Genomic DNA, 21,020 nt, shown 5'->3' with positions numbered 1-21,020 from the left:
TCCTATAAAAGCACGTTATATCATAAGGCTTAGGTGATATTAATGAGTTTTACCATGTTGTAGATATAACGTGTTTGCTCATACTTAACCATAGTGCCTGCAGAGTTTTTGACTTGAATACCGGACGAGCCTCCACCATCCAGAAGAATGGCTTCAAAGCAATCCTGTTTAATAAAATAATTGCGAAGTTGTTTTAGCGTTGCATTTTCATGAACGACCAGGTAGACCTGCCAAACATTATTTACGACTTTGAAGCCCAGGCCAGTTCGACCGGTGGAATCGGTGTATCGCAACGTTCCGTTCAAATCAAATTTTTCAATATCTTTTAAATCCTTAAGCCATGCTTCTTCCTCTTTCTTCAGCGACAAGCTGCCGCCGCTAATAATAGACTTATACGCAAGTGAAGTCCCCATTTGTTTTTTGAGATCCGTTACGCTTGAAGCACGGACAATTCCCATTTTTGTTTTGTTGCTATCTGTGTAGATAAATGCCGTACCACGGCTGTTTCCTTTGGCATTTGCCTTCGTATCATGGGTATTATTAGGTGTGACCGCGATAGACAAACATTCGGTCGGCGCCTTGGTTGTGCTGATGGGATTAAAGAAGCCTCCATTAATTCCATAATCGGTTTGCTGCGTGATCCGGCTTCGAATATTTTTATTTTGAATATTCGAAGCTGGTGTGATGATTACATGGAAACCATCGGACGTTTTGGTGTAAGAGTAGTTTGCTGGCATGTTAAACCTCCAATTGGATGATTTTGAAACGGAATCTCGCGCGATAATTCGTTTCTCATATATATAGGAAATTTACAGCGGCCTCTTACAACCCTGAAATTAAATTTTCCTAAAAAAAATTTGAAATAGCGTATACAAGACACCACTTGACTTAAAGTTAACTTTAAGTAGTAACATACTGGGTGTGACGTGGTCATTAGGGAATACGTAACTATTCTGACAATTTAGGAGTGATAAAATTGGAAAAGAAGCAATTAGGTAACAGCGACCTTCAAGTATCTGCTCTGGGCCTGGGCTGCATGGGAATGTCCGAGTATTATGGTGAGTTGGATGATCAGGAATCGATTAGAACGCTTCAGCGTGCGTTGGAGCTGGGGATCAACTTCTGGGATACAGCAGATGTCTACGGTGTAGGAAAAAATGAAGAGCTGATCAGTCAAGTCCTGCAGAGCCACCGGAATGAGGTAGTGTTGGCTACCAAATTCTCCATTATGCGTGGAGAGGATGGGGGATTCCTGGGTGTCAGCGGTCGTCCTGAGTATGTAAAAGAGGCATGTGATCGCAGTCTGCAAAGACTGGGAGTAGATGTGATTGATTTGTACTACCAGCACCGGGTCGATCCGAATGTGCCTATTGAAGAAACAGTAGGGGCGATGAGTGAGCTGGTTCAAGCGGGCAAAGTCCGCTATCTGGGGTTATCCGAGGCGTCTCCTGCACTGATCAGACGTGCTCACAAGGTACACCCGATTACAGCGTTGCAGACAGAATACTCCTTATGGAGCAGGGAAGCGGAAGATGAAGTGATACCGACATGTAAGGAGTTGGGCATCGAATTTGTGGCCTACAGTCCACTGGGACGCGGATTTTTGAGTGGGCAAATTCAGAAGTTTGATGATTTTGCAGAAGATGATTTCCGTCGCACGGTGCCGCGTTTCCAGCCTGAGAATTTCCAAAAGAATCTGGATCTCGTGCAGCATGTTAAGGATCTTGCGGCTCAAAAGGGAGTTAAGCCTTCTCAGCTTGCTTTGGCCTGGCTGCTTGCACAGGAGGGAATTGTACCGATTCCCGGCACCAAACGGGTCACATATTTAGAGGAAAATGCAGGAGCAGTGAATGTGGATTTGTCCGCAGAGGAAATGGAGTCTATTAACGCCATCATCCCCAAAGGAATGGCTGCGGGCCTTCGTTACCCGGCTGAGCGGATGCCAAATTGGCAAGCGGAATAACGAGAATTACGGGATCAACGCTACAGCCGTCTTTACGCGAATCGACGTAAAGACGGCTTTAGCGATTTCATAGATCAGCAGGAACGTGCATCGTATAATGCCGAAGGCATCCTTTTACAAAACAGGAGCTTGCAATGCAGTATTGATATTTTGTAAATCCATCGATAGCTGCTCGCTTACGTTCCATGGGTGATACCAGCCGCGTTCAATCATGTACGTTGCAATTTGCTCATGTGTATCGATAGCTTCATCCAGTTGTTTTGTAAGCATAGCCTTAATTTCTGGAGTTCCCGCTTCCATTACGGCCATAGCGTAATTTCTCACACCGCTTTTGGCGGTGTTTAAAAAATCGGCAGCAATCACTTGGTCTGTTAAAATATTCAATCCAGTCAAATGCTCCAGGAGTGTGTTCATTGTTTCACCTCCTGTGGTGGCGAGGCTTGATCTAAAACGCTACCCAGCTCTTGTAATTGCCGTGCTGTTAGGTCAATATCCTGTTGCAAAATAGCTTTGAGAACTGGATCAGAGATCAATGCTTGCATTGTTTTGGATTTGGTGAGACACACTGTTTTGAATGCTGACAATTCATGGACTTCAAGTGTTTCGTGCAGGCCATACACCATACGACATGTACCTCCAATCCAATATATAGTTAAGGTTTAAGTACGACTTTGATGCAATTGTCTTGTCTGGTATCGAAAATTTCATATCCATGTTTGGCGTCGCTTAGTGGAATAACGTGTGTGACCACGTCCCCAGGGTCAACCTTCCCCGTATCTATCAGTTCATACATATAAGACATATAGTGAATAACGGGAGCCTGTCCCGTACGCAAATTAACATTTCGCTGAAAAATGTCCCCCAGAGGAAAACCGTTATATCGTCCGCCATATACTCCGGTAACTTGAATGGTCCCGCCTTTGCGGACAGCCTGTGTAGCTATGACTAAGCCTCCCAAAGCTCCACCCTGAAGTTTAAGACCGGAAGCTAAGGATTCCAGTGGAGACATTTTGCCGCTCATGCCGGAGCAGTCAATAACCACGTCCGCGCCTCCTTTGGTTATCTCCTTGAGGTAGTTGCCGACGTTTTCTTGCGATTCCACATTAACGACCTCTACGTGATTGGTGCGCTTCGCGTGTTGTAGACGATAATCCAGATAGTCTGCTGCAATCACTCGGTGTGCCCCTTTGAACCAGGCGAATTTCTGCGCCAACAGACCTACAGGCCCACAGCCAATAACAATGACAGTATCCCCAGCCTTCACTCCGGCGTTATCGACGCTCCAGAATGCAGTGGTCATGGCATCAGCGATCAGGCAAAGTTTTTCATCAGAATGTTCGCAACTCTCCGGAATTTTGAAGTGAGTGAAGTTGGCAAAAGGCACACGTAAATATTCAGCTTGTCCACCTGGATATCCACCGGTTGTTCCGGAATAGCCGAAAAAAGCACCCATTTCTCCATTTTCATTCGAATGATCACATTGGCTTTCCAGCTGGTTTTTACAGTAAAAGCACTCACCGCACGCGATGTTGAACGGGATGATTACACGATCTCCCTTTTTCAAGTGGGTCACGCCGCGGCCGACCTCTTCTACAACACCCATCGGCTCATGCCCAATTACAAAATTCTCTTGTAAGTTCGGAATCATTCCATGAATCAGGTGCAAATCTGAACCACAAATGGCGGTTGTCGTCAGTCTGACAATCGCATCGTCGGCTTTTTGAATATGTGGGTCAGGAACGTCTTTAACGACAACATTTTTGATACCTTGGTAGGTCACCGCCTTCATGCCTGGTTTCCTCCCATATGTTCGTCCGGCGTGCGGTCAAACATACCTTTGCGGGTAGTATCGTCTGGGAACAGTTTCACCTTGCTAATGTCTACCGTCTTATTGGCTGACAGTTGATCCAATTGATATTGCTTTTGCAGATCATAGGGGTGGAACCATTTTTTTCGTACCATAAGATCGGTAATCTCCTGATGAAGCGCGATGCCTTGTTGCAGTTGATCACGCAATAGGGTTCTGGCATCGGTAGAGACGGTTTCTGTCAAAGCTACTGCCGTATTCCGAACTCCTTCCTTGACGCGAATCAGAAAATCCATTGCAAATGTCATATCTGCCATTTCCGGCATATTTAATGAGTTTTTTGGGTCTACATAATCCATTTTGGCCGACTGGGTCTGGTTAGACGTCACATCATTCACCTCAATTTAAAATTGGTGTTGGGCGGAAGTCAGGAACAGCCGTTTGAAACGGTGCTCTAGCATAGATTGCCTGCAAATCGGCAATAGCCTGTATAGATTGCTGCACATCTTTTTCCATTAAATCCTTTAGCTCCTGATCGAATACGAGGCCTTGCATTAATTTGGACTTGGCTAAACATAACGTTTTGAAGTTAAGCGCTTCGTGGATTTCTAGGGACTCGTGCGCCGCTAATGTAGGCTGTTGGCTTATCATAGGATCTCCTTTCTTTTTATGTATCTCACAGGTATGTTGTCCAGCGTCACTAGGTTTATTCCGAAAAGATCGTGCTATTCGGCTTCAACCTTGCCAAGTGATTTTTTGGCAGGTCCTTCAATTACTTCGCCATGATATGAGAAGCGTGAGCCATGACAGGGGCAATCCCATGTTCTTTCTGCCTCGTTCCAATCGACTTCGCAGCCCAAATGAGTGCATGTTGTGTCCACTAGATGTAGTGTTCCTTGTGAGTCTCGGTAAGCGCCTGCTCTTTTGCCATTCACCCGGACGACTGCCCCTTCGTCTTGCTGGAGTTCTTCAGCTTTTTTATAGCTGATTTCGAGCTTCCCGGCGATCAAGTGTTTCGCCACATTCGCATTTTGGGTTACAAATGTTTTAATGTCAGGGTCTGCATGAAATCTTGAAGGGGAGAAAAGTTCCTGATACGGGCTCTCCTTTTTGGTAATCAGATTCGTATTTAATAAAGCCGCTGCGACACTTGTGGTCATCCCCCATTTTCTATAGCCCGTAGCCACGAGGATGTTAGGAGCATCGGATAGTTCCTGCCCGATATAAGGGAGCTTGTCTAACGAATACAAGTCTTGGGCCGACCAGCGATAGGTGATTTCCTTTAATCCAAAGGTTTGCTCTGCGAATTTTTCTAAAGCTTCATAGTACTGAAATGTGCAGATTCCTTGCCCTGTTTTGTGGCCTTCGCCACCGATGATGACTATCGGTTCACCGTTGATTCGTACGGAGCGAAGCGAACGTTTTGGGTTTTCCGCACTTAGGTACATACCACCCGGATAGGCTTTGTCCGTCTTGACCGCGAGTACATAAGACCGCTCGGCATGCAATCGCGCAAAATAAAGACTGTTGGGATCATTGAACGGAAAATGAGAGCAGGATACGACATGGCTGCAGGTAATCTTATATCCGTCGCTTGTATTAATAATGGAGGGAGTTCCTTGACCTACACCAACAACAGTGGTTTGCTCATAAATCTTCCCGCCTTGGCGGATGACTTGATTTGCCAAATACCTTAAGAAAGGAATCGGATTGAACTGAGCTTGATTTTCCATCATAACAGCCGCTTTAGTTGAAAAGGGCAGAGGCGTTTGTTCGACATAACGCCCTGGGATGCCAAGCTCCTTGTAAGCTTTATATTCGTCGGCGACTTTTTCTACATACGTATCAGCACATGTATAAACGTAGGCATCTTCTTCTGTAAATTGGCAATCAATATGATACTCGTCTACCGTTTCTCTGATAAATTGAAGAGCATCGCGGTTGGCTTCGTAATAGAGCCGGGTTTTCTCCTTGCCAAAATGCGAGAGAAACTCGCTGTAGATCAAATCATGCTGAGCGGTAATTTTGGCGGTTGTGTGGCCCGTCGTTCCATGAAGTATCCGCCCTGCATCCACGACTGCGACGTTTAGTCCTTTTTTAGAAAGTAAATAAGCAGTGGTAATCCCAGTGATCCCTGCACCTACAATGGCAACATCTACCTGAATATCTTCACTGAGCTTGGGAAAACTGGGGATGTCAGTTGAAGCTAACCAATAGGATTCTGGAAATTGCGGAAAGGTGACATGATTTTCATCTTGTTTCATTTTTCAAACACCTCTTTGATTACAATTTATGTATACATTGTTATCATTGTAAGATTTTATATACTCTGAAAAGGAATACTTTCAGCCAACTTTAATCTTATTTTCAGCTTGACCGGGTACAATCAAGGCAATTTTCCCGGGGAGGATGCATAACGAATGAAAAAGAAAATGAAAAAGACGGTTTGGATTCCGGCAATCATCGCAGTTACGGTAGCAGCTCTACTCGTAATCTACTATTACTACATGTCCTCGGTTTCCGGCGGCAAGCCTGGCATGCGACCTCCGGGAGGCAATGTACCAGGGCACATGGGCGGACACCCTGGTGGAAAAGGAGGCGGGGGCAATGGGGAAATATTTAAAACCTTGGGAACCATCTCCGTATTCTTTGGGGCAGCCACTTTCTCTTGGTTCTGGTTTAAGAAGAAGCTGAGATCACCGTCAATGTTGGTTCGAAAGGTCGGGAAGTTGTTTCACTCTCTGCATAAACTGCTGGGTTGGGTGACCTTGCTTCTTATTGTCATTCACGGTGTCTATTTCTTGATTACCAAATTCCAAGATCACAAAACCTTTTCCGGACTGGCGGCCTTTGCTATTATACTGGCTATCTCCGGGTACGGCTTCTATATTAATAAAGTACGTAACAAGTGGATGCGAACCATCCATCGTATACTCGGACTGCTGTGGGTTCCCGTGCTGCTACTGCATGTCGGCGGAACCGCAATTATGGCGGTCATCGCCACTCTTGCCGTGGGGGGACTTGTCTGGGCACTCGACAGAATGGCGAAGAGAACGATGAAGCCTGTACCGGGGGACACTCTATAATTTTATGGAATGGTGTTACCTTCATCTTTGTGGTAATATTTACACCTATATAGAATGAGGAAGTGACACAGTGATTAATATTACGATTCCAATTCCGGATATCACAATTACCAAACAGGTTAACCCTGAGCTCAGCCATATTTATGGTTTTACAGATTTCCACCTAATCCCTAGAGATAAGGCTGGTATCTTTATGTTCTACAACGCACAGGAGGAATTGCTGTTCGTTGGTAAAGCAAGAAAGCTAAGACCAAGAATCAAAAAGCATTTTGAAGATAACGTGTCTCCGATCAAGGCTTATCGGAACGAAGTGGCGATTATTGAGGTCTGTATTGTGGAGGATGCGGTAGATCGTGAAATTTATGAAACCTACATCATCAATTCGCAAAAGGCCAAATATAACGTGGAAAAGGTGTTTTTTAAATAAAGAAGCAACTGCTTTATGATAAAAGAGCAATAAGCCGCAGTGGTGCACTGCCCTTATTGCTCTTTTATATTCGTGCACGCAGATCCTGTTAAAGACGGAGCGATGTAGTATGAACAAAACCGACCGGATGCTGGCCATCTTGCTAGAGTTACAACGTAAGGATATTTTACGGGCCGAGGATTTAGCGGCGATTTTTGAAACAAGTGTGAGAACCATCTATCGAGATATTCAGGCTCTCAGCGAATCGGGCGTGCCGATTGTAGGAGCACCGGGTATCGGATATTCCCTGATGGAGGGGTACTTCTTGCCCCCTGTAAGCTTTACTGTAGAGGAAGCTGTTGCGCTGCTAATCGGGACAGATTTTGTCGAACAAAAATTTGATACAGACTATGGCATTAAAGCACAGGCTTCACGTAGGAAAATCGAAGCTATTTTACCAGAGGACGTCCGCAGGGAAGTTTCTCAGGTGCGGACGACCATTAGACTGCTGGCGGTGGGTAAAGGGACAGATCCTAGAGAGAAAACGTATTTGGAAACGCTGCGCCTCGCTGTACTAAATAAACGGAAGGTTCGGTTTGGCTACTCCAAAAAATTGCCAGAGGCTGATGGGAATCGCCAAAGTGTGCGTGTGGTTGCACCCTATGGTCTTGTACTGCTTCATGGTTCATGGGTTTTGATTGGGCAATGCGAATTGCGGCACCAGCTGCGCCATTTCCGTTTGTCCCGTATGGACGAGCTGATCATGCTGGAGGACAATTATCAGCTGCCTCATGATTTTAATTTGCAGGATTATAAGCAAACCGATGATCGCCATGTAAATGTTCACATCCAGGCCCGTTCGGGTATTGTAGATAAAATAAAGGAAGCAAACCATTTTTATATGGAGTCCATGGAGGAGCGTGAGGATGGAATCCATGTGTTTCTCCGTGTTAGACACCCAGAGGAAATACTGTCATGGATACTTGGGTGGGGCGCAGATGTGGTGGTGGTGGAGCCTGAATCTCTTCGCAAGCGCGTCCGTGCGGAAGTGGAAAAAATGCTAAAATGCTACTGACATAATGCTGTCAGTAGCATTTTTGTATAGTAAAGCTACTTTGATAGAGAGGGGCATTTACTATATGAATACAAGTGAAACATTGCAGCGTTTTGAAGAAACGGCACAGCACTATCTTGTTGAATTGGACAGCTTTACCCTGGAGCAATTGCAGTACACACCACAGGAGGGACAATGGTCGCTTGGACAAATGTATCTTCATTTGGTGAACTCTGCTCTTTATATGCATCTTAGGAACATAGAGCTTTGTCTACAGTCTAATGGGGAAAAAGGGACTAAAACGGAGGCGGGCACAACTGCATTTAACTTGGGAAGCTATCCACCCATACGTATCCAAGTCCCACCATCTCCGCAGTATACTCCCCCCCAACCGACAAGCAAAGAAGAGATTGTAGAGGGATTAAACGTGGTGATCCGTAAAATGAGAGAGGTTGAGCCAACCGTTGAGAAATCAACAGGGTCGTCTACTTCTCCTCATCCCGGATTTGGCGCGTTGAATGCGGGAGAGTGGTTTAGACTCATCGAGATGCATTATCGTCACCATCTTTCGCAGATGGAGCGCCTGAAGCACGCAATAGCCGGTTAATCGTCTCCCGGCGTAGCCCGATGAACTGTCCGATTTCCTCCTGCGTCAGTACGTCTGTTAACGTAGCGGGTGCGATGTAGGAGTGGAACCAGCGTTGAAGCTTCCGAAGCTTCTCGGCAGGCGATACCTCCGTGAGCTGGTCAATTCGTTGCTGCATCATGCGCAGCTTATCCTGTAGCTGCAAAGCGATTGCCCGGCATTGAGCCGGGTCTTGCTCCAGCTTCAGGTACCATTCTTTTTGCGACAGCACCTCAACCTCAGAGGTGACCAGCGCCATCGCGGTACCATAATAGGGATTGGGACTGATAAGGGAGTGGTGCGGGATGGTCTCATCGGGCACAATTACATTAACTAAAATTTGCGAGCCGTCCTCATGGACTCGGATAATTTTTAACAAGCCGCTCTTTAAGTGATATAAAGGGCCAGTTTCCCCTTGTCGAAATAAGGTCTCGCCTTTGTGTAATATCATGAACGTGTATAGCCTCCATTTCATGTATTCCAGCTTTTAGATGAACCCGCCATTGACGCGGATCGTCTGCCCGGTAACCCATTGCGATTTAGCGCTGACCAGAAACTCAATCACATCAGCGATATCTTCCGGTTCACCGAGACGTCCCATAGCATTCATTTTCTTCAAGCCTTCGATCTGCTGCTCTGTTTTTCCTGCTTGAAAAAGCTCTGTGTTGACAGGGCCGGGAGCCACCGCATTAATTGTAATTTGTCTGCTTCCGAACTCTTTCGCCAGCTGACGGGTAAACTGCTCCACCGCGCCTTTCGTACCTGCATATACGCTATAAGCTGGGAACATTTGTCCGATCACAGACGTGGACAGATTCACAATTCTCCCACAGTTCTCCATATATTTCATCGCTTGCTGACAGGCAAAGAAGGTACCCTTTACGTTCAGTGCGAATTGTTGGTCAAAATCAGCTTCGGTCACCTCAGCCACCGGCTGGGTAATCATCAGCCCGGCGTTATTAACCAGAATATCCACTCTACCGAATTCAGCAATCGTATTTGTAAATAAGGCTTCAATATCGCTCAGCTTGCTCAGGTCAGCATGGAGAGCTATGGCCTTTCCGCCTTTTTGAGAAATGCCCGCTACCACTTCTTTAGCTCTGTCCGGACTGTTGGCATAATTGACGACTACACTAGCACCTAGATCAGCAAGCTGCTCGGCAATGGCACGTCCAATTCCTCTGGAGGAGCCAGTGATAATTGCTATTTTCCCTTCCAAATGCTTCATAAGTGCTAATCCCTCTTTCCTAATATTTTTTAAGAGATTCCTTTTTCTAAAAGCATCCACACTTCCGAGAACTCCTGATCAATCACCGGGCTCTTCCATTCGTAAGCATGAGCGGGATGATGAAAACGAGCTGTGGCATAGAAAAGCGTACGCGCCAGCTGGGTCGGTTGATCTGCTGTGATGCCACCGCGCACAATAATATCAGTGAGCTGATCCACAATGTGGGTGATATGCTGGTCGATTAAATCCGCAGCTTGCTCGGTAACTCGGGTATACATCTCGAACATTTCCTCGTCATCACGGGCATAATACTGTTTAAGTTCGACCAAGGTCTGTATATATCGTTTTAAATGCGGTGTTCCCAGCACAGAGGAATCCTGACATATCTCCGTTAACGGATTAATAATCTTTTCATCTAGCCATTTCTCGGTCACACCTTCAAGAAGCTCGGCTTTACTTTTAAAGTGTCGGTAAATGGTGCCGTGACTAACTCCTAACACTTTGGCAACATCAGTCACGGAGCTTTTGGCTACACCAAAACGTCTAAGTGTGTCTTCTGTCGCAATAAGAATCTGTTCCTTGGTCAGAATATCTGAGGATTTTTCCATAGAGACACGGTAGGGTTACCGTGTGAGTCACCTCCTTGAGGTCAGGATAACACAAAGAGTATCAAATGACAAATATGCGTTTTTGTCATTTGATACTCTTTTTTTAAAAGAATCTAAAGAAGTGACCAGGAAAACTACAATAGCGATTCGATGACAGGATCAATAGTACAGATTGGCGTTGTTACTTCAAATCTGGCTGTTACATAGCCGTCGCGATCAATCAGGAATTTGGAAAAGTTCCACTTGATACCGTCGCCAACGTATATTTCTGGATATTTCTCCTGCAAGAAATCGTCCATCCATTGGCCGTCTTTGGTAGGGGTATCGAAGCCTTGAAACGGTGCCTGTTGGGTCAGATACTGAAATAAAGGATGAAGGGATGAGCCTCTTACGTCCGTCTTCTCAAATAGTGGGAAGGTTACTCCATGCTTAATTTGACAAATTCCCTGAACCTCCGAATTGCTACCCGGCTCTTTTCCATTGAATTGGTTACAAGGAAAAGCAAGGATTTCAAAACCTTGTTCCCTCCGTCTTTCATAAAGCTTTTGCAGATCAGTGAATTGGCTGGAGAAGCTACACATGCTGGCAGTGTTTACAATAAGGAGAACCTTACCTCTATAGTCTGACAATTCAATCAGATTCCCGTTAATTGAGGTTGCTTGAAAATCATAAACAGACACGTTATCGTTCCTCCTCGTGTTATTTTTAATACATCATATATCTAGAGTTGTTATTGGTCCAATATATTATTGGAATCAAATTTATAGGTATTTGCAATAATCACGTCATGTAAAAACACACTGTTCATCTCTCTCTCTTGAAATCAAAGAAGACTTGGCGTAGAGAAAATAGGAGATTTGCCTCTTCCATAGCAAACTGTGGCATTCGCCGTTACCAAGATAGAATATAGATGCATATTCATGTAGTGTGTGCAAAAACCCAACAGAATCGAGGGATATTCGTGCCCATTGGAAAGATGATTCAATACAAGGAAATGCAACAACATCCCATTTTATGCTCGCACTTGCCTGAAACCCGCTGGATTACGAATGCAAGGACTTTACGGATGCTGGATACTTATCGCACAGTGTTCATCAAGCCTAATTATGGGAGTGGAGGAACCGGCATCATACGTGCGAAAAAGGTAGGGAGGAGATATGAGGTTCGTTGCGGCTCCAGTCGCAAAGTTGTTAGATCCCACGCCGTAAGAAGAGCCATTAGAAGCTACCGGAGACCTCATCGTCGTTATTTGGTACAGCAAGGACTCAAGTTAGCCAAGTACAAAGGTTCGATTTTTGATGCCAGAGTGTATATGCAGAAGCCGGAATCGGAATGGGTCATTTCAGGGATAACTGGCCGTGTCGCTGCACCTCAAAAGGTCGTTACCAACTATCGGAAGGGAGGACATGCGGCGCCGTTGTCCAAAGTGCTTTTAAGGGTTTTTAAAAATGACAGAGCGAAAATGAAAGAGATTTTGGACCAGGTCATTGAGCTTTCTAGAATCATTGCCGACACGATTGATAAAAATCATCCGGTTCGCGAGCTGGGCATCGATCTTGCTATTGAGAAGAGCGGCCAAATCTGGATTATTGAGGCCAATCCGCATCCAGGACATATGTTATTCAGGCAGCTCCCTAATCATAAGATGATTCGCAACATTTTGAGAAACAAACGTCGTATTCAGCGTCATTAGAATAAAGTGTTTTAAATCAATTATGAATAAGATAAGGAGGAGAATGCCCAAGCAGAGGTGCGGGAGCGTTCTCCTCCTTTTGTTGTATGACTGATCGATCTTAGCCAAAGCTTTTATGTTAAAATGTGCCCGCCATCCACATGGAGGACTGTCCCGGTCACAAACTGATTTTCAATCAAATAAAGTACGCCTCGTGCCACATCCTCCGCAAGTCCAACTCGTTTCACAGGAAGCCTATTCGCCACCGTACCATAGAATTGATTACGCGTGTTTTCAGGCATTTTACTGCGGGAAGGTGTATCAATAATGCCAGGGGAGACGACATTCACGCGAATAGGAGCAAGCTCTAACGCCAAAGTCTGACCAAGATTCGAAACTGCTGCATTCACAGCCCCAAGCGCTGAGGACCCAACCATCGGTTTGTATGCCACCACTCCTGAAAATAAGGTAATGGAACCTTGGGTTGAGAGTTGGGAGGACCCATATTTAGCTGCATAATACTGGCCCCAGAACTTATTTTCGAATAGTTTGCGGGCATCTGTCGTTTCCGATTGAAGGAATGATCCACCTGATGTTTCTGCTGCGCTCACTACAAGATGGTCATAGGAGCCCACTTTTTCGAAGAAAGACTTTACCTGCTGCTTATCTGTCGTGTCCAGCACATATATTGTTGCACGAGGGCCCAGCATCTCTTTGGCCTTGTGCAATTTACCTTCCGAGCGGCTGGCAATAATCACTTCTCCTCCTAACGAAATGATTTGCTTAGCTGTTTCTAAACCAATGCCTGAACTTCCACCTATAATCACAATCTTTTGGTTTTGCAAATGAATCCCTCCTATAGTTTAGCTGGATTTGTTACTCTTGGAATACGCCTTTCAAATGAACTGCGAGATCAGTAATAAACTGAGATATATTTGGGTTTTTAATGACGTCGTAGCATGCAAAGCTTTTTAAGGGCTCCATACCGAGAAATGCATGTGCAGAATGCAAATGACGGAGTGCCGCCTCTAGGCCATTGCCCTTAAAAAATTGAGTTGGATCATTAAAAGCTTTTTCTGGAGCATTCCAGGTCGTCGAGAACATATATTTCTTGTTGGTTAATAAACCTCCGCTCCCATATGTGCGAGAACCCGTAAAGAATACACCGTAAGCATAGACCTCATCCATATAGGTTTTTAATAATCCAGGAACACTGAACCAATAGATAGGTGTTTGGTAAATGACCACATCCGACCAGATAAATTTTTCCTGTTCCTCGCTGATGGTATAACCATTCTGAACAGACGTTGTCTTAACTTTGTTCTCTTCGCTTAAGAGACGCACCATATGGTCCATCAATGTTTGGTTCAGATTTCCTTCAGAAGAGTCATACTTTTGGTGACCATTAATGATTAATATATTTTTCAACTCTTCACCTCCTCGTAGTAGAGAAAACGTTATTGGCTACGACGATATTGTATATGTATTAAGTTCATTTATGGAAGTAGTGATATTTAATTCATATAGTTTCCTAAAGGGAACTATTGTGATACCATTGGGTTTAGAAGATTTTTTTGTGGAGGGAGTTCCTATGCATGTCCCAGAACCTATTGAATTGACGAAAGGAATACCAGGTCAGCCGTGCCCTATTGCCCAAACGCTTGATTTAATCGGAACCAAATGGACCTTTTTAATTATTCGTGACCTTCTGATCGAAGGAACACTGAGATTCAGCCAGCTTCAGAAATCCATGAAAGGAATTAGTCCCAAGACGCTTTCTCTGCGCCTAAGGGAGCTCGAAGACAACGGTCTATTAGAAAGAAAGGTTTATCCGGAGGTTCCCCCGCGGGTTGAATATTCGTTAACGGAAAAAGGGAAGCGCCTGGAAGGTATTTTTATTGAGCTGAAGAGATTTGGCTTAGATTTAAAAGCAGATCATTGAGGAATATAACTGAAACATGCAAGGTATCGTTGAATGAACGATGCCTTTTTTGTGTTCTGAAGCAGGTACTTATCGAAGCGTTCACAGATTGTTCACTTATGTGAGGGGTTGGACTATTTATATAATTAGCAAAGCAAAAGAAGGGACGATGGAATTGCCAACAACGAAGAAAGAAAATTTTTATTTTGGTTTAATGATGTGCTTGGGGATGGTCGTTTTCATGACATTGTATAATCTATATACAAATGGCTTGATTGGCACCATATCTCTAAAAGCAATGCTTCTTCAATTTATTTTATGTTTTATTACTGCTTTCGTATTGGAATTATGTATTGTCGGTCCCGTAGCCAAGAAGATAGCCTTCTCATTACCGTACGACAAAACCAAAAAGATATTTGTAATTCTATCCCTTTCATGTTGTATGGTCATGGGTATGGTTCTTAGTATGTCACTTTATGGTTTGGGAACGGCTTACTTTTTTAATAGTCTTTCGGGAGGCTCATTATTTAAAAATTACTTGTCTTTAGTTGTTAAGAATATTGTGTTTGCTCTTCCTCTACAGCTCTGCATTGTAGGGCCACTTGTTCGCTATTTATTTGTTAAATTTGTGAAGGGTACAAGTGTGGGAACATCATTAGGCAAAAACGTAGTTAACGACGGTATACGATAGCTCAACAGCCACCTTCTGCCTAAGAAGGCGGCTTGTTTTTTACCTAGAAGCTCAGCATCTTTATAGCGTTTGTCCGCTGTCTACCGTAATCATCTGGCCTGTCATGGCTTCCTGTTCGAGGGCAGAGCAGACCATGCTGGCAATATCTTCAGGCGTGGAAATGCGCTGTAGCAGCAGATGAGGAGCCAGTTGTTTCATTTGTTCTTCCCTACCTGCCCACCATCTGGTCGCCACCGCGCCTGGCACGATACAATTAACTCGAATATCAGGTGCCAGTGAACGTGCTAACGACTTGGTCAGCCCGTGGACGGCTGCTTTGGATACTGCATAGGGTAGTGAGGAACCTAGCCCTGTATGTCCAGCTATACTCCCCAGATTGACGATAGCTCCTTGTTGACTATGCTTCATATAAGGAGCTACAGCTCTGGCACAGTAAAACATGCCCTTCACATTGACATCCAAGAGATCATTCCACACTTCTTCTGTAACGGCCTCTAGATCGTCCATCGGAATATGATGTGTAATGCTGGCGTTATTCACCAGCACATCAACTGTGCCGTATTGCTGAACAATCTGCTCGATCATCGCTCGAACTTCCTGATCTCGGGAAACATCTGCTTGTAATGCAATTGCACGTCCTCCCTGCTCAAGTATCCTACGTACAGTTTCCTCTGCATCGTCTTTAGAGCGGGAATAGTTTACGACGACTGTAGTCTTTCGGTCCGCCAGCTCCATACATATCGCTCTCCCAATTCCTGTGCCGCCACCTGTAACCAGTGCTACTTTTTGATATAAATTCATGTATATTCGCTCCTTATCCAACTCGCTAGTTTTGTGTGACCCAAATAATACAAACTGATATAGATCATTGTAGAGAATGTATTATATTTTGTATAATTGAATTAAATGAATTTTGAATTCAATAAAATTGAATTAAACAAGCGACTTGGGAGTAAGAGAATGGATATTAAAGCACTTAAAACATTTCAGATGATTGTGAATTACGGGAGTTTTATGCGTGCAGCGGAAGCGCTGAATTATGTACAATCCACCGTGACGATGCAAATACAGAAGCTGGAATCCGATCTAGGAGTTCAACTGATTGAACGGGGCAAGAAAATAAAGCTAACTGCAGCAGGCAGGATGTTTTATGAACAAAGTCTGCACATTGTAAAAGATATGGAGCAATTGCAGGAAAATATGGAGAACCTGCAAAGGGGAACCGCAGGTGACATTCGTATAGGAGTGACCGAACCAACTGCCAGTTATCGTCTACCTGAAATTTTAAAACAATTTTTAACCCATTATCCTCTCATTCGGGTTTCTGTGGAGTTTGGGAATACCCCTACATTAAGCGAGCGTATTCTCCAAGGGGATGTGGACATCGCATTATGCTCTGCTCCGGATTTGGGCTCAGCGCTATATTTTGAACCTTTATTTAAGGAGAACTTTGTAGTTTTGATGCCTGAACAGCACCCTCTTGCACAAAAGGAGTACATTGAACCTGTAGATTTACAAGGGCACCGACTACTTATTACGTCGTCTATCTGTCCTTATCGGCGCAAACTTGAAATGGTCATGAAGGAACATGGAATAACCATGCTAGACACGATGGAAATTGGCAGCATGACAGCACTGAAATCTTATGTGGAATGCGAATTGGGGATTGCCCTGGTGCCACAAATTCTGGTCGATCCTGTCCCGGCAGGAACAGTGGTCAGGGAATTAAGCGGCAGCCTGATCGATATGACCCTTGGTCTTCTGTGTAAAGCAACCGAGGCACCGCTGAAGCTGGCAAGCTCAAAGCTATATTCTGTGTTAAAAAAGGAGCTTGGACAATTGTCCTGAGCATACGATATCAAACCGACTGCAGTAGGCAGCCGGTTCGAATGTTTATTTTTTCGTAATCGGAATCCATACTTCACTTCGGTAGTCCTCTGCATGAGCGTCCCCCATAGTATACACTTCCAGCTCGGGACCGCCTGAATGCTCATAATTGCTGGCAGGGAACCATTCCTGGTAAATTCTTTGCCATACCTTCTGGATCGAGTGCGGCATAGGGCCGATGGATGTAAACACGGCCCAGGTTGCAGCCGGGATGGTTCTGGCTTCTAATCCGTTCGAGGTTGCTACGTCTTCGTTACCCTCTGCGGCGATAAGGTAGCTAAACGTCTCCTCACCATGCTTCATGTCCAGACATATACCGAGTATATCGTCGCCTGTCCCCAAGGCATGAATGCGATCTGATGTGCCATCTGCGTTAAGCTGATCCCAGAATTTTGGGATTTCCCGAAGATTATCACCGTTTTTAGTAGTAACTTGAATGGACTTCCCAATGACCGTAAAGGCCGCCTTCTCTACAATTTTATAATCCATTTCCTGGTCTCCCTTCAGCGATAGGTGGAAGGTGATGCGCGGAAAGGCTTTCAGGTTCACTCCCGGGTTTCTGGCCTCAGAGGGAGAAATACCGTGTACCTTTCGGAACGCTTTAGAAAAAGATTCGGGGGAATCATATCCGTATTTGAACGCAACATCCAGTACTTTGGTGGTAGAAAGACTCAACTCCTGAGCAGCCAGGGTCAATCGACGTTTGCGCACATATTCTGCTACCGTAACGCCAGTCAGCATATAAAACATCCGTTGAAAATGAAAGGGAGACGAGTAGGCCGCCTTTGCAATTTCATCGATATCGAGGGGCTGCTGCATTCTCTCTTCCATTAGATCAAGTGCGTTCTTGATCCGAACCAACCATTCCAACCCCATCACCTTCCTTGGTTGTAATCATATCATTCACGGTGTCCATCATCCTGTCTTTGCGTGCTGTTATTGGACAGGATTTCATCAGCCTGCCCCCTTGTGTTCATAATTAAAATTTGGGACAATAAAAGAAGTGTTTGAATAGCGCAGAGCGCTCAAACATGCTATGATGCAATGATAGTTGAGACGAGTCGTGATGGCTAGGGTTTATATATAGAAATACGAATTTTAACGTTTGTGAAAAGAGGATCGAACATGAAAAAGGAATCCATTTATGGATTAACGCTAGACCAATTGGCAGCATGGCTCATGGAGCATGGACATAAAAAATCTCGGGCATTGCAGGTATGGGACGCATTGTACCGCAAACGGATTACTGATTTTGCGGCGATGACGGAGGTTCATGAGGATTGTACTCGCCTGTTGGCAGAGCACTTCTCTATCGAAACCCTGGAAGAGCACGTGAAGCAACAATCAGCAGACGGGACGGTCAAGTTTTTGTTCCGCTTGCAGGATGGTAATCTAATAGAGACGGTACTGATGCGGCACAAGTTTGGGCTTTCCGTATGTGTGACAACACAGGTGGGCTGCAACATTGGATGCAGCTTCTGTGCGAGCGGATTGTTGAAGAAGAGTCGTGACCTTTCCAGTGGTGAAATTGTAGGACAAATCATGAAGGTGCAGCTGTATCTGGACCAGGAACGTCCGGGCGACCGGGTTAGTCATGTCGTAGTAATGGGCATTGGCGAACCGTTTGATAATTTTGTGAACCTGTCCGATTTCATTCGGGTCATTAAGGATCACAAAGGACTGGCGATTGGGCCACGGCATATTACTGTGTCCACCAGTGGTCTTGCTGATAAAATCATTGAATTTGCAGATTCGGATCTGCACGTCAACCTTGCGATCTCCCTCCATGCTCCGAATAATGAGATTCGTACCCGCATTATGAAGATCAATCGGGCGATCCCGATTGAGAAGCTCATGCAGGCGATTGATTATTATTTGGACAAAACCAATCGTCGGATTACGCTAGAGTACATCCTCCTGAAGGATGTTAATGACGGTAAGGAGCATGCGCTCGAACTGGCTGAGCTGGTGGGCCATCGCCGTAATCTGGCGAACGTGAACCTGATTCCGTACAATCCGGTGGATGAGCATAGTCAATATCAGCGGAGTGAGTCGGAGTCGATCACTGGCTTCTATGATGTTCTGAAAAAACAAGGCATTAGCTGTAGTGTTCGGCTGGAGCACGGAGTTGACATTGATGCGGCCTGCGGACAGCTACGCAGCAAGCAAATTCGCAAAGATGCCAACAACAGCCGTAATGCGGAACGCGAAGCGATTAGCTAAAATGCACAAGCGTACTCTCTAACAGGAGTACGCTTTTTTTATACATAAGCTATGGAACAAAACGCCAACTGTAAATGTGAAAATAGTCACGTATTAGTTGCTGCTTTTACGTTATAGTGAGTGGTTAGTGGAGGGGTTATATGGCTAACGTAATTTCAAATGTGGCGCTCGTTCCGGGCATTTATGTAATGAAGATAGAGGGCAAATTTAAAGGGAAAATGGGTCAGTTCTACATGCTGCGCAGCGGGAATGGTTACCCACTCCTGCCCAGACCCATCAGCATTTATGATATCGGGGAAGAAAGCATTTCCTTTTTATACCGGGTTGTTGGAGAGGGGACCAATCTATTTTCCCAGTTACAGCCTGGTCAGGAGATTCAGTTGGAAGGACCTTTCGGAAACGGGTTTCCGCAGGTCGAGGGCAGTTTAGCTTTAATCGGCGGAGGCATGGGTACAGCCCCATTGTTATTAGCTGCAAAATATTACCCGCATGCAGACGTTTATCTGGGGTTTGCACAGCAAGCTTTTGGGGTTGAAGCGTTCGAGGCCGTGGCGGCATCTGTGCAAGTTAAGGTAGGGGGAAGCATCGTCGAACAGGTAGATCCGGCTCGCTATGCGAATATGTTTTCTTGTGGGCCCACTCCGATGCTGCAAGCACTCGCGCTGAAAACGGCGGGTACATCGTCCCGTTTATATATTTCAACAGAAAGACACATGGCCTGTGGTATTGGCGCATGTTTGGGCTGCACCATGCGTACCCGTGGAGGCAATCGGAGGGTATGTAAGGAAGGGCCTGTATTCCCGGTGGAGGAGGTGGAGTTTGATGATCTCCATGGCATGTAATATAGCAGGTGTACCGTTCAAAAACCCGATTATCATGGCGTCCGGTACGTTTGGGTTCGGGCGTGAGTATGCGGAATTTTATTCTCCTGAGCTACTCGGCGGCATCGTCGGCAAGGGACTAACCCTTCATCCGAAGGCAGGGAATACGGGGCAACGAATACATGAGACAGCATCAGGCATGCTGAATAGTGTAGGACTGGAAAATCCGGGTGTGGCGGCTTTTTTGAAGGATGAACTGGATGACATGACTCGTTGGAATACGGCTATTATTGCCAATGTAGGCGGCTCCAATCTGGAGGAGTACGTACAGGCCGTAGCTATGATTACGGAAAATGCGCAAAAACGCCGTACAATGAACCGTAGAGGCGTTGATATGCTGGAATTGAACATATCATGTCCCAATGTGAAGCAGGGTGGAATGCAATTTGGTATCCAGACGGAGGTAGCACGGGAGGTTGTGCGTCAGGTGCGCAATGTGACGGCGCTTCCGCTAGTTGTCAAGCTGTCTCCCAATGCAGAGAACATCACGCAGATGGCGGTTATGTGCGAGGAAGAAGGCGCGGACGGCGTTTCGCTGATCAATACATTTTCTGCAATGAAAATAGATATACACCGGCGCCGTAGTGTGTTCGCCAACACGTATGCAGGTCTTTCCGGCCCGGCAATCAAGCCGATTGCCTTGCGTATGGTTCACCAGGTGGCGCAGGCGGTATCGATTCCCGTGATCGGGATGGGCGGGATTAGCTCGGTGGAGGACATTATTGAGTTCACCATGGCAGGGGCCGCCGCCATTCAGGTAGGAACGTATAATTTTGTCCATTTACATGCAGGGGCTGAGCTAGTATATGGTCTGGAACAATGGATGCAGCAGGAAAAGGTACAGTCGCTGGATGAGATACGAGGAATTTTGTGAATTTTGGACTCGTTTGTGCATAAACTTAAGCATACAAAACCGGCTTGTCTTCTAAGGCAAGCCGGTTTTGTATTTTATTTTTCCGAACCAGCCA

27 protein-coding genes are annotated in these 21,020 nt (G+C 45.4%); 12 read left to right on the top strand and 15 right to left on the bottom strand.

The window, feature by feature from the left end:
• Positions 1-29: 29 nt before the first annotated feature.
• Positions 30-737, bottom strand: a complete 708-nt coding sequence (locus ABEW32_RS02615) for a phosphodiester glycosidase family protein (protein ID WP_430184431.1) — start codon at positions 735-737, stop codon at positions 30-32.
• A gap of 239 nt (positions 738-976) precedes the next feature.
• Between ABEW32_RS02615 and ABEW32_RS02610 the strand changes: the two genes are divergently transcribed.
• Positions 977-1,963 (top strand): aldo/keto reductase, encoded by a 987-nt coding sequence (locus tag ABEW32_RS02610; protein ID WP_430184429.1) that lies wholly within the window; start codon positions 977-979, stop codon positions 1,961-1,963.
• A 114-nt stretch (positions 1,964-2,077) separates the two neighbouring features.
• On the opposite strand, the gene ABEW32_RS02605 is transcribed toward ABEW32_RS02610, so the two are convergent.
• From ABEW32_RS02605 to ABEW32_RS02580, 6 genes are all read right to left on the bottom strand, one after another.
• The gene (locus ABEW32_RS02605) at positions 2,078-2,377 is read right to left on the bottom strand and encodes a spore coat protein (RefSeq protein ID WP_430184427.1); all 300 of its coding nucleotides are present in this window, start codon (positions 2,375-2,377) and stop codon (positions 2,078-2,080) included.
• Positions 2,374-2,586: a hypothetical protein gene (locus tag ABEW32_RS02600; protein WP_430184426.1), complete on the bottom strand. Its 213-nt coding sequence runs from the start codon at positions 2,584-2,586 to the stop codon at positions 2,374-2,376. Before ABEW32_RS02600 ends, ABEW32_RS02605 begins: the two co-directional genes overlap by 4 nt.
• Before the next feature lie 29 nt (positions 2,587-2,615).
• The gene (locus ABEW32_RS02595; protein WP_430184424.1) at positions 2,616-3,752 is read right to left on the bottom strand and encodes a zinc-dependent alcohol dehydrogenase; all 1,137 of its coding nucleotides are present in this window, start codon (positions 3,750-3,752) and stop codon (positions 2,616-2,618) included.
• Entirely contained in the window at positions 3,749-4,129 is a 381-nt protein-coding gene (locus ABEW32_RS02590; protein ID WP_430184680.1) for a spore coat protein, read from the bottom strand. Before ABEW32_RS02590 ends, ABEW32_RS02595 begins: the two co-directional genes overlap by 4 nt.
• A 40-nt stretch (positions 4,130-4,169) precedes the next feature.
• Positions 4,170-4,421: a spore gernimation protein GerQ gene (locus tag ABEW32_RS02585; protein ID WP_430184422.1), complete on the bottom strand. Its 252-nt coding sequence runs from the start codon at positions 4,419-4,421 to the stop codon at positions 4,170-4,172.
• 74 nt (positions 4,422-4,495) lie between these two features.
• Positions 4,496-6,034, bottom strand: coding sequence for an FAD-dependent oxidoreductase (locus tag ABEW32_RS02580; protein ID WP_430184420.1), 1,539 nt, complete (start codon positions 6,032-6,034; stop codon positions 4,496-4,498).
• 156 nt (positions 6,035-6,190) lie between these two features.
• Here ABEW32_RS02580 and ABEW32_RS02575 point away from each other — a divergent pair, with 156 nt between their 5' ends.
• The 4 genes from ABEW32_RS02575 (at position 6,191) to ABEW32_RS02560 (ending at position 8,923) form a co-directional block, all read left to right on the top strand.
• The gene (locus ABEW32_RS02575; protein ID WP_430184418.1) at positions 6,191-6,856 is read left to right on the top strand and encodes a ferric reductase-like transmembrane domain-containing protein; all 666 of its coding nucleotides are present in this window, start codon (positions 6,191-6,193) and stop codon (positions 6,854-6,856) included.
• Between the two features lie 70 nt (positions 6,857-6,926).
• Positions 6,927-7,283 carry a nucleotide excision repair endonuclease gene (locus ABEW32_RS02570; protein ID WP_430184416.1) on the top strand — a complete coding sequence of 119 codons (357 nt, stop codon included), beginning with the start codon at positions 6,927-6,929 and terminating at the stop codon, positions 7,281-7,283.
• 109 nt (positions 7,284-7,392) lie between these two features.
• Complete coding sequence (locus ABEW32_RS02565) at positions 7,393-8,337, top strand: helix-turn-helix transcriptional regulator (RefSeq protein ID WP_430184414.1); 945 nt, start codon at positions 7,393-7,395, stop codon at positions 8,335-8,337.
• A 64-nt stretch (positions 8,338-8,401) separates the two neighbouring features.
• Entirely contained in the window at positions 8,402-8,923 is a 522-nt protein-coding gene (locus ABEW32_RS02560) for a DinB family protein (RefSeq protein WP_430184412.1), read from the top strand.
• Here ABEW32_RS02560 and ABEW32_RS02555 read toward each other — a convergent pair.
• The 4 genes from ABEW32_RS02555 to ABEW32_RS02540 form a co-directional block, all read right to left on the bottom strand.
• Positions 8,856-9,392 (bottom strand): Crp/Fnr family transcriptional regulator, encoded by a 537-nt coding sequence (locus tag ABEW32_RS02555; protein ID WP_430184410.1) that lies wholly within the window; start codon positions 9,390-9,392, stop codon positions 8,856-8,858. The two genes, ABEW32_RS02560 and ABEW32_RS02555, sit on opposite strands and share 68 nt — an antisense overlap.
• A gap of 36 nt (positions 9,393-9,428) precedes the next feature.
• Entirely contained in the window at positions 9,429-10,169 is a 741-nt protein-coding gene (locus ABEW32_RS02550) for an SDR family oxidoreductase (protein WP_430184408.1), read from the bottom strand.
• Positions 10,170-10,198: 29 nt separating this feature from the next.
• Positions 10,199-10,777: a TetR/AcrR family transcriptional regulator gene (locus tag ABEW32_RS02545; protein ID WP_430184406.1), complete on the bottom strand. Its 579-nt coding sequence runs from the start codon at positions 10,775-10,777 to the stop codon at positions 10,199-10,201.
• 134 nt (positions 10,778-10,911) lie between these two features.
• Positions 10,912-11,457 (bottom strand): glutathione peroxidase, encoded by a 546-nt coding sequence (locus ABEW32_RS02540; protein ID WP_430184404.1) that lies wholly within the window; start codon positions 11,455-11,457, stop codon positions 10,912-10,914.
• Positions 11,458-11,687: 230 nt separating this feature from the next.
• On the opposite strand from ABEW32_RS02540, the gene ABEW32_RS02535 reads away from it, so the two are divergent.
• Positions 11,688-12,470, top strand: coding sequence for a YheC/YheD family protein (locus ABEW32_RS02535; protein WP_430184402.1), 783 nt, complete (start codon positions 11,688-11,690; stop codon positions 12,468-12,470).
• A 113-nt stretch (positions 12,471-12,583) separates the two neighbouring features.
• Here ABEW32_RS02535 and ABEW32_RS02530 read toward each other — a convergent pair whose 3' ends face one another.
• Together ABEW32_RS02530 and ABEW32_RS02525 are read right to left on the bottom strand one after the other, a co-directional pair.
• Positions 12,584-13,294 (bottom strand): SDR family oxidoreductase, encoded by a 711-nt coding sequence (locus ABEW32_RS02530; RefSeq protein ID WP_430184400.1) that lies wholly within the window; start codon positions 13,292-13,294, stop codon positions 12,584-12,586.
• A gap of 31 nt (positions 13,295-13,325) precedes the next feature.
• On the bottom strand, positions 13,326-13,877 hold the full coding sequence (locus ABEW32_RS02525; RefSeq protein WP_430184398.1) for an NAD(P)H-dependent oxidoreductase: 552 nt from the start codon (positions 13,875-13,877) through the stop codon (positions 13,326-13,328).
• Positions 13,878-14,040: 163 nt separating this feature from the next.
• Here ABEW32_RS02525 and ABEW32_RS02520 point away from each other — a divergent pair, with 163 nt between their 5' ends.
• Together ABEW32_RS02520 and ABEW32_RS02515 are read left to right on the top strand one after the other, a co-directional pair.
• On the top strand, positions 14,041-14,391 hold the full coding sequence (locus tag ABEW32_RS02520) for a winged helix-turn-helix transcriptional regulator (RefSeq protein ID WP_064962804.1): 351 nt from the start codon (positions 14,041-14,043) through the stop codon (positions 14,389-14,391).
• A 154-nt stretch (positions 14,392-14,545) separates the two neighbouring features.
• Positions 14,546-15,061 (top strand): DUF2798 domain-containing protein, encoded by a 516-nt coding sequence (locus tag ABEW32_RS02515; RefSeq protein ID WP_430184678.1) that lies wholly within the window; start codon positions 14,546-14,548, stop codon positions 15,059-15,061.
• Positions 15,062-15,121: 60 nt separating this feature from the next.
• Here ABEW32_RS02515 and ABEW32_RS02510 read toward each other — a convergent pair whose 3' ends face one another.
• Positions 15,122-15,862, bottom strand: a complete 741-nt coding sequence (locus ABEW32_RS02510) for an SDR family NAD(P)-dependent oxidoreductase (RefSeq protein WP_430184396.1) — start codon at positions 15,860-15,862, stop codon at positions 15,122-15,124.
• A gap of 159 nt (positions 15,863-16,021) precedes the next feature.
• Here ABEW32_RS02510 and ABEW32_RS02505 point away from each other — a divergent pair, with 159 nt between their 5' ends.
• Positions 16,022-16,909, top strand: coding sequence for a LysR family transcriptional regulator (locus tag ABEW32_RS02505; RefSeq protein ID WP_430184394.1), 888 nt, complete (start codon positions 16,022-16,024; stop codon positions 16,907-16,909).
• A gap of 45 nt (positions 16,910-16,954) precedes the next feature.
• Here ABEW32_RS02505 and ABEW32_RS02500 read toward each other — a convergent pair whose 3' ends face one another.
• Positions 16,955-17,824, bottom strand: coding sequence for an AraC family transcriptional regulator (locus tag ABEW32_RS02500; protein ID WP_430184676.1), 870 nt, complete (start codon positions 17,822-17,824; stop codon positions 16,955-16,957).
• 249 nt (positions 17,825-18,073) lie between these two features.
• On the opposite strand from ABEW32_RS02500, the gene rlmN reads away from it, so the two are divergent.
• The 3 genes from rlmN to ABEW32_RS02485 all read left to right on the top strand — a co-directional run bounded on the left by rlmN (position 18,074) and on the right by ABEW32_RS02485 (position 20,926).
• Positions 18,074-19,171: a dual-specificity RNA methyltransferase RlmN gene (gene rlmN / locus ABEW32_RS02495; RefSeq protein WP_430184392.1), complete on the top strand. Its 1,098-nt coding sequence runs from the start codon at positions 18,074-18,076 to the stop codon at positions 19,169-19,171.
• 140 nt (positions 19,172-19,311) lie between these two features.
• Positions 19,312-20,013 carry a dihydroorotate dehydrogenase electron transfer subunit gene (locus ABEW32_RS02490; RefSeq protein ID WP_430184390.1) on the top strand — a complete coding sequence of 234 codons (702 nt, stop codon included), beginning with the start codon at positions 19,312-19,314 and terminating at the stop codon, positions 20,011-20,013.
• Entirely contained in the window at positions 19,994-20,926 is a 933-nt protein-coding gene (locus ABEW32_RS02485) for a dihydroorotate dehydrogenase (protein ID WP_430184388.1), read from the top strand. Before ABEW32_RS02490 ends, ABEW32_RS02485 begins: the two co-directional genes overlap by 20 nt.
• The last annotated feature ends 94 nt before the right edge of the window (positions 20,927-21,020 follow it).

Source organism: Paenibacillus jamilae (assembly GCF_050482105.1).
Classification (GTDB): domain Bacteria; phylum Bacillota; class Bacilli; order Paenibacillales; family Paenibacillaceae; genus Paenibacillus; species Paenibacillus jamilae_B.
The sequence above is the reverse complement of the archived record's forward strand: the minus strand, read 5'-3'. Positions and strand labels throughout refer to the sequence as shown.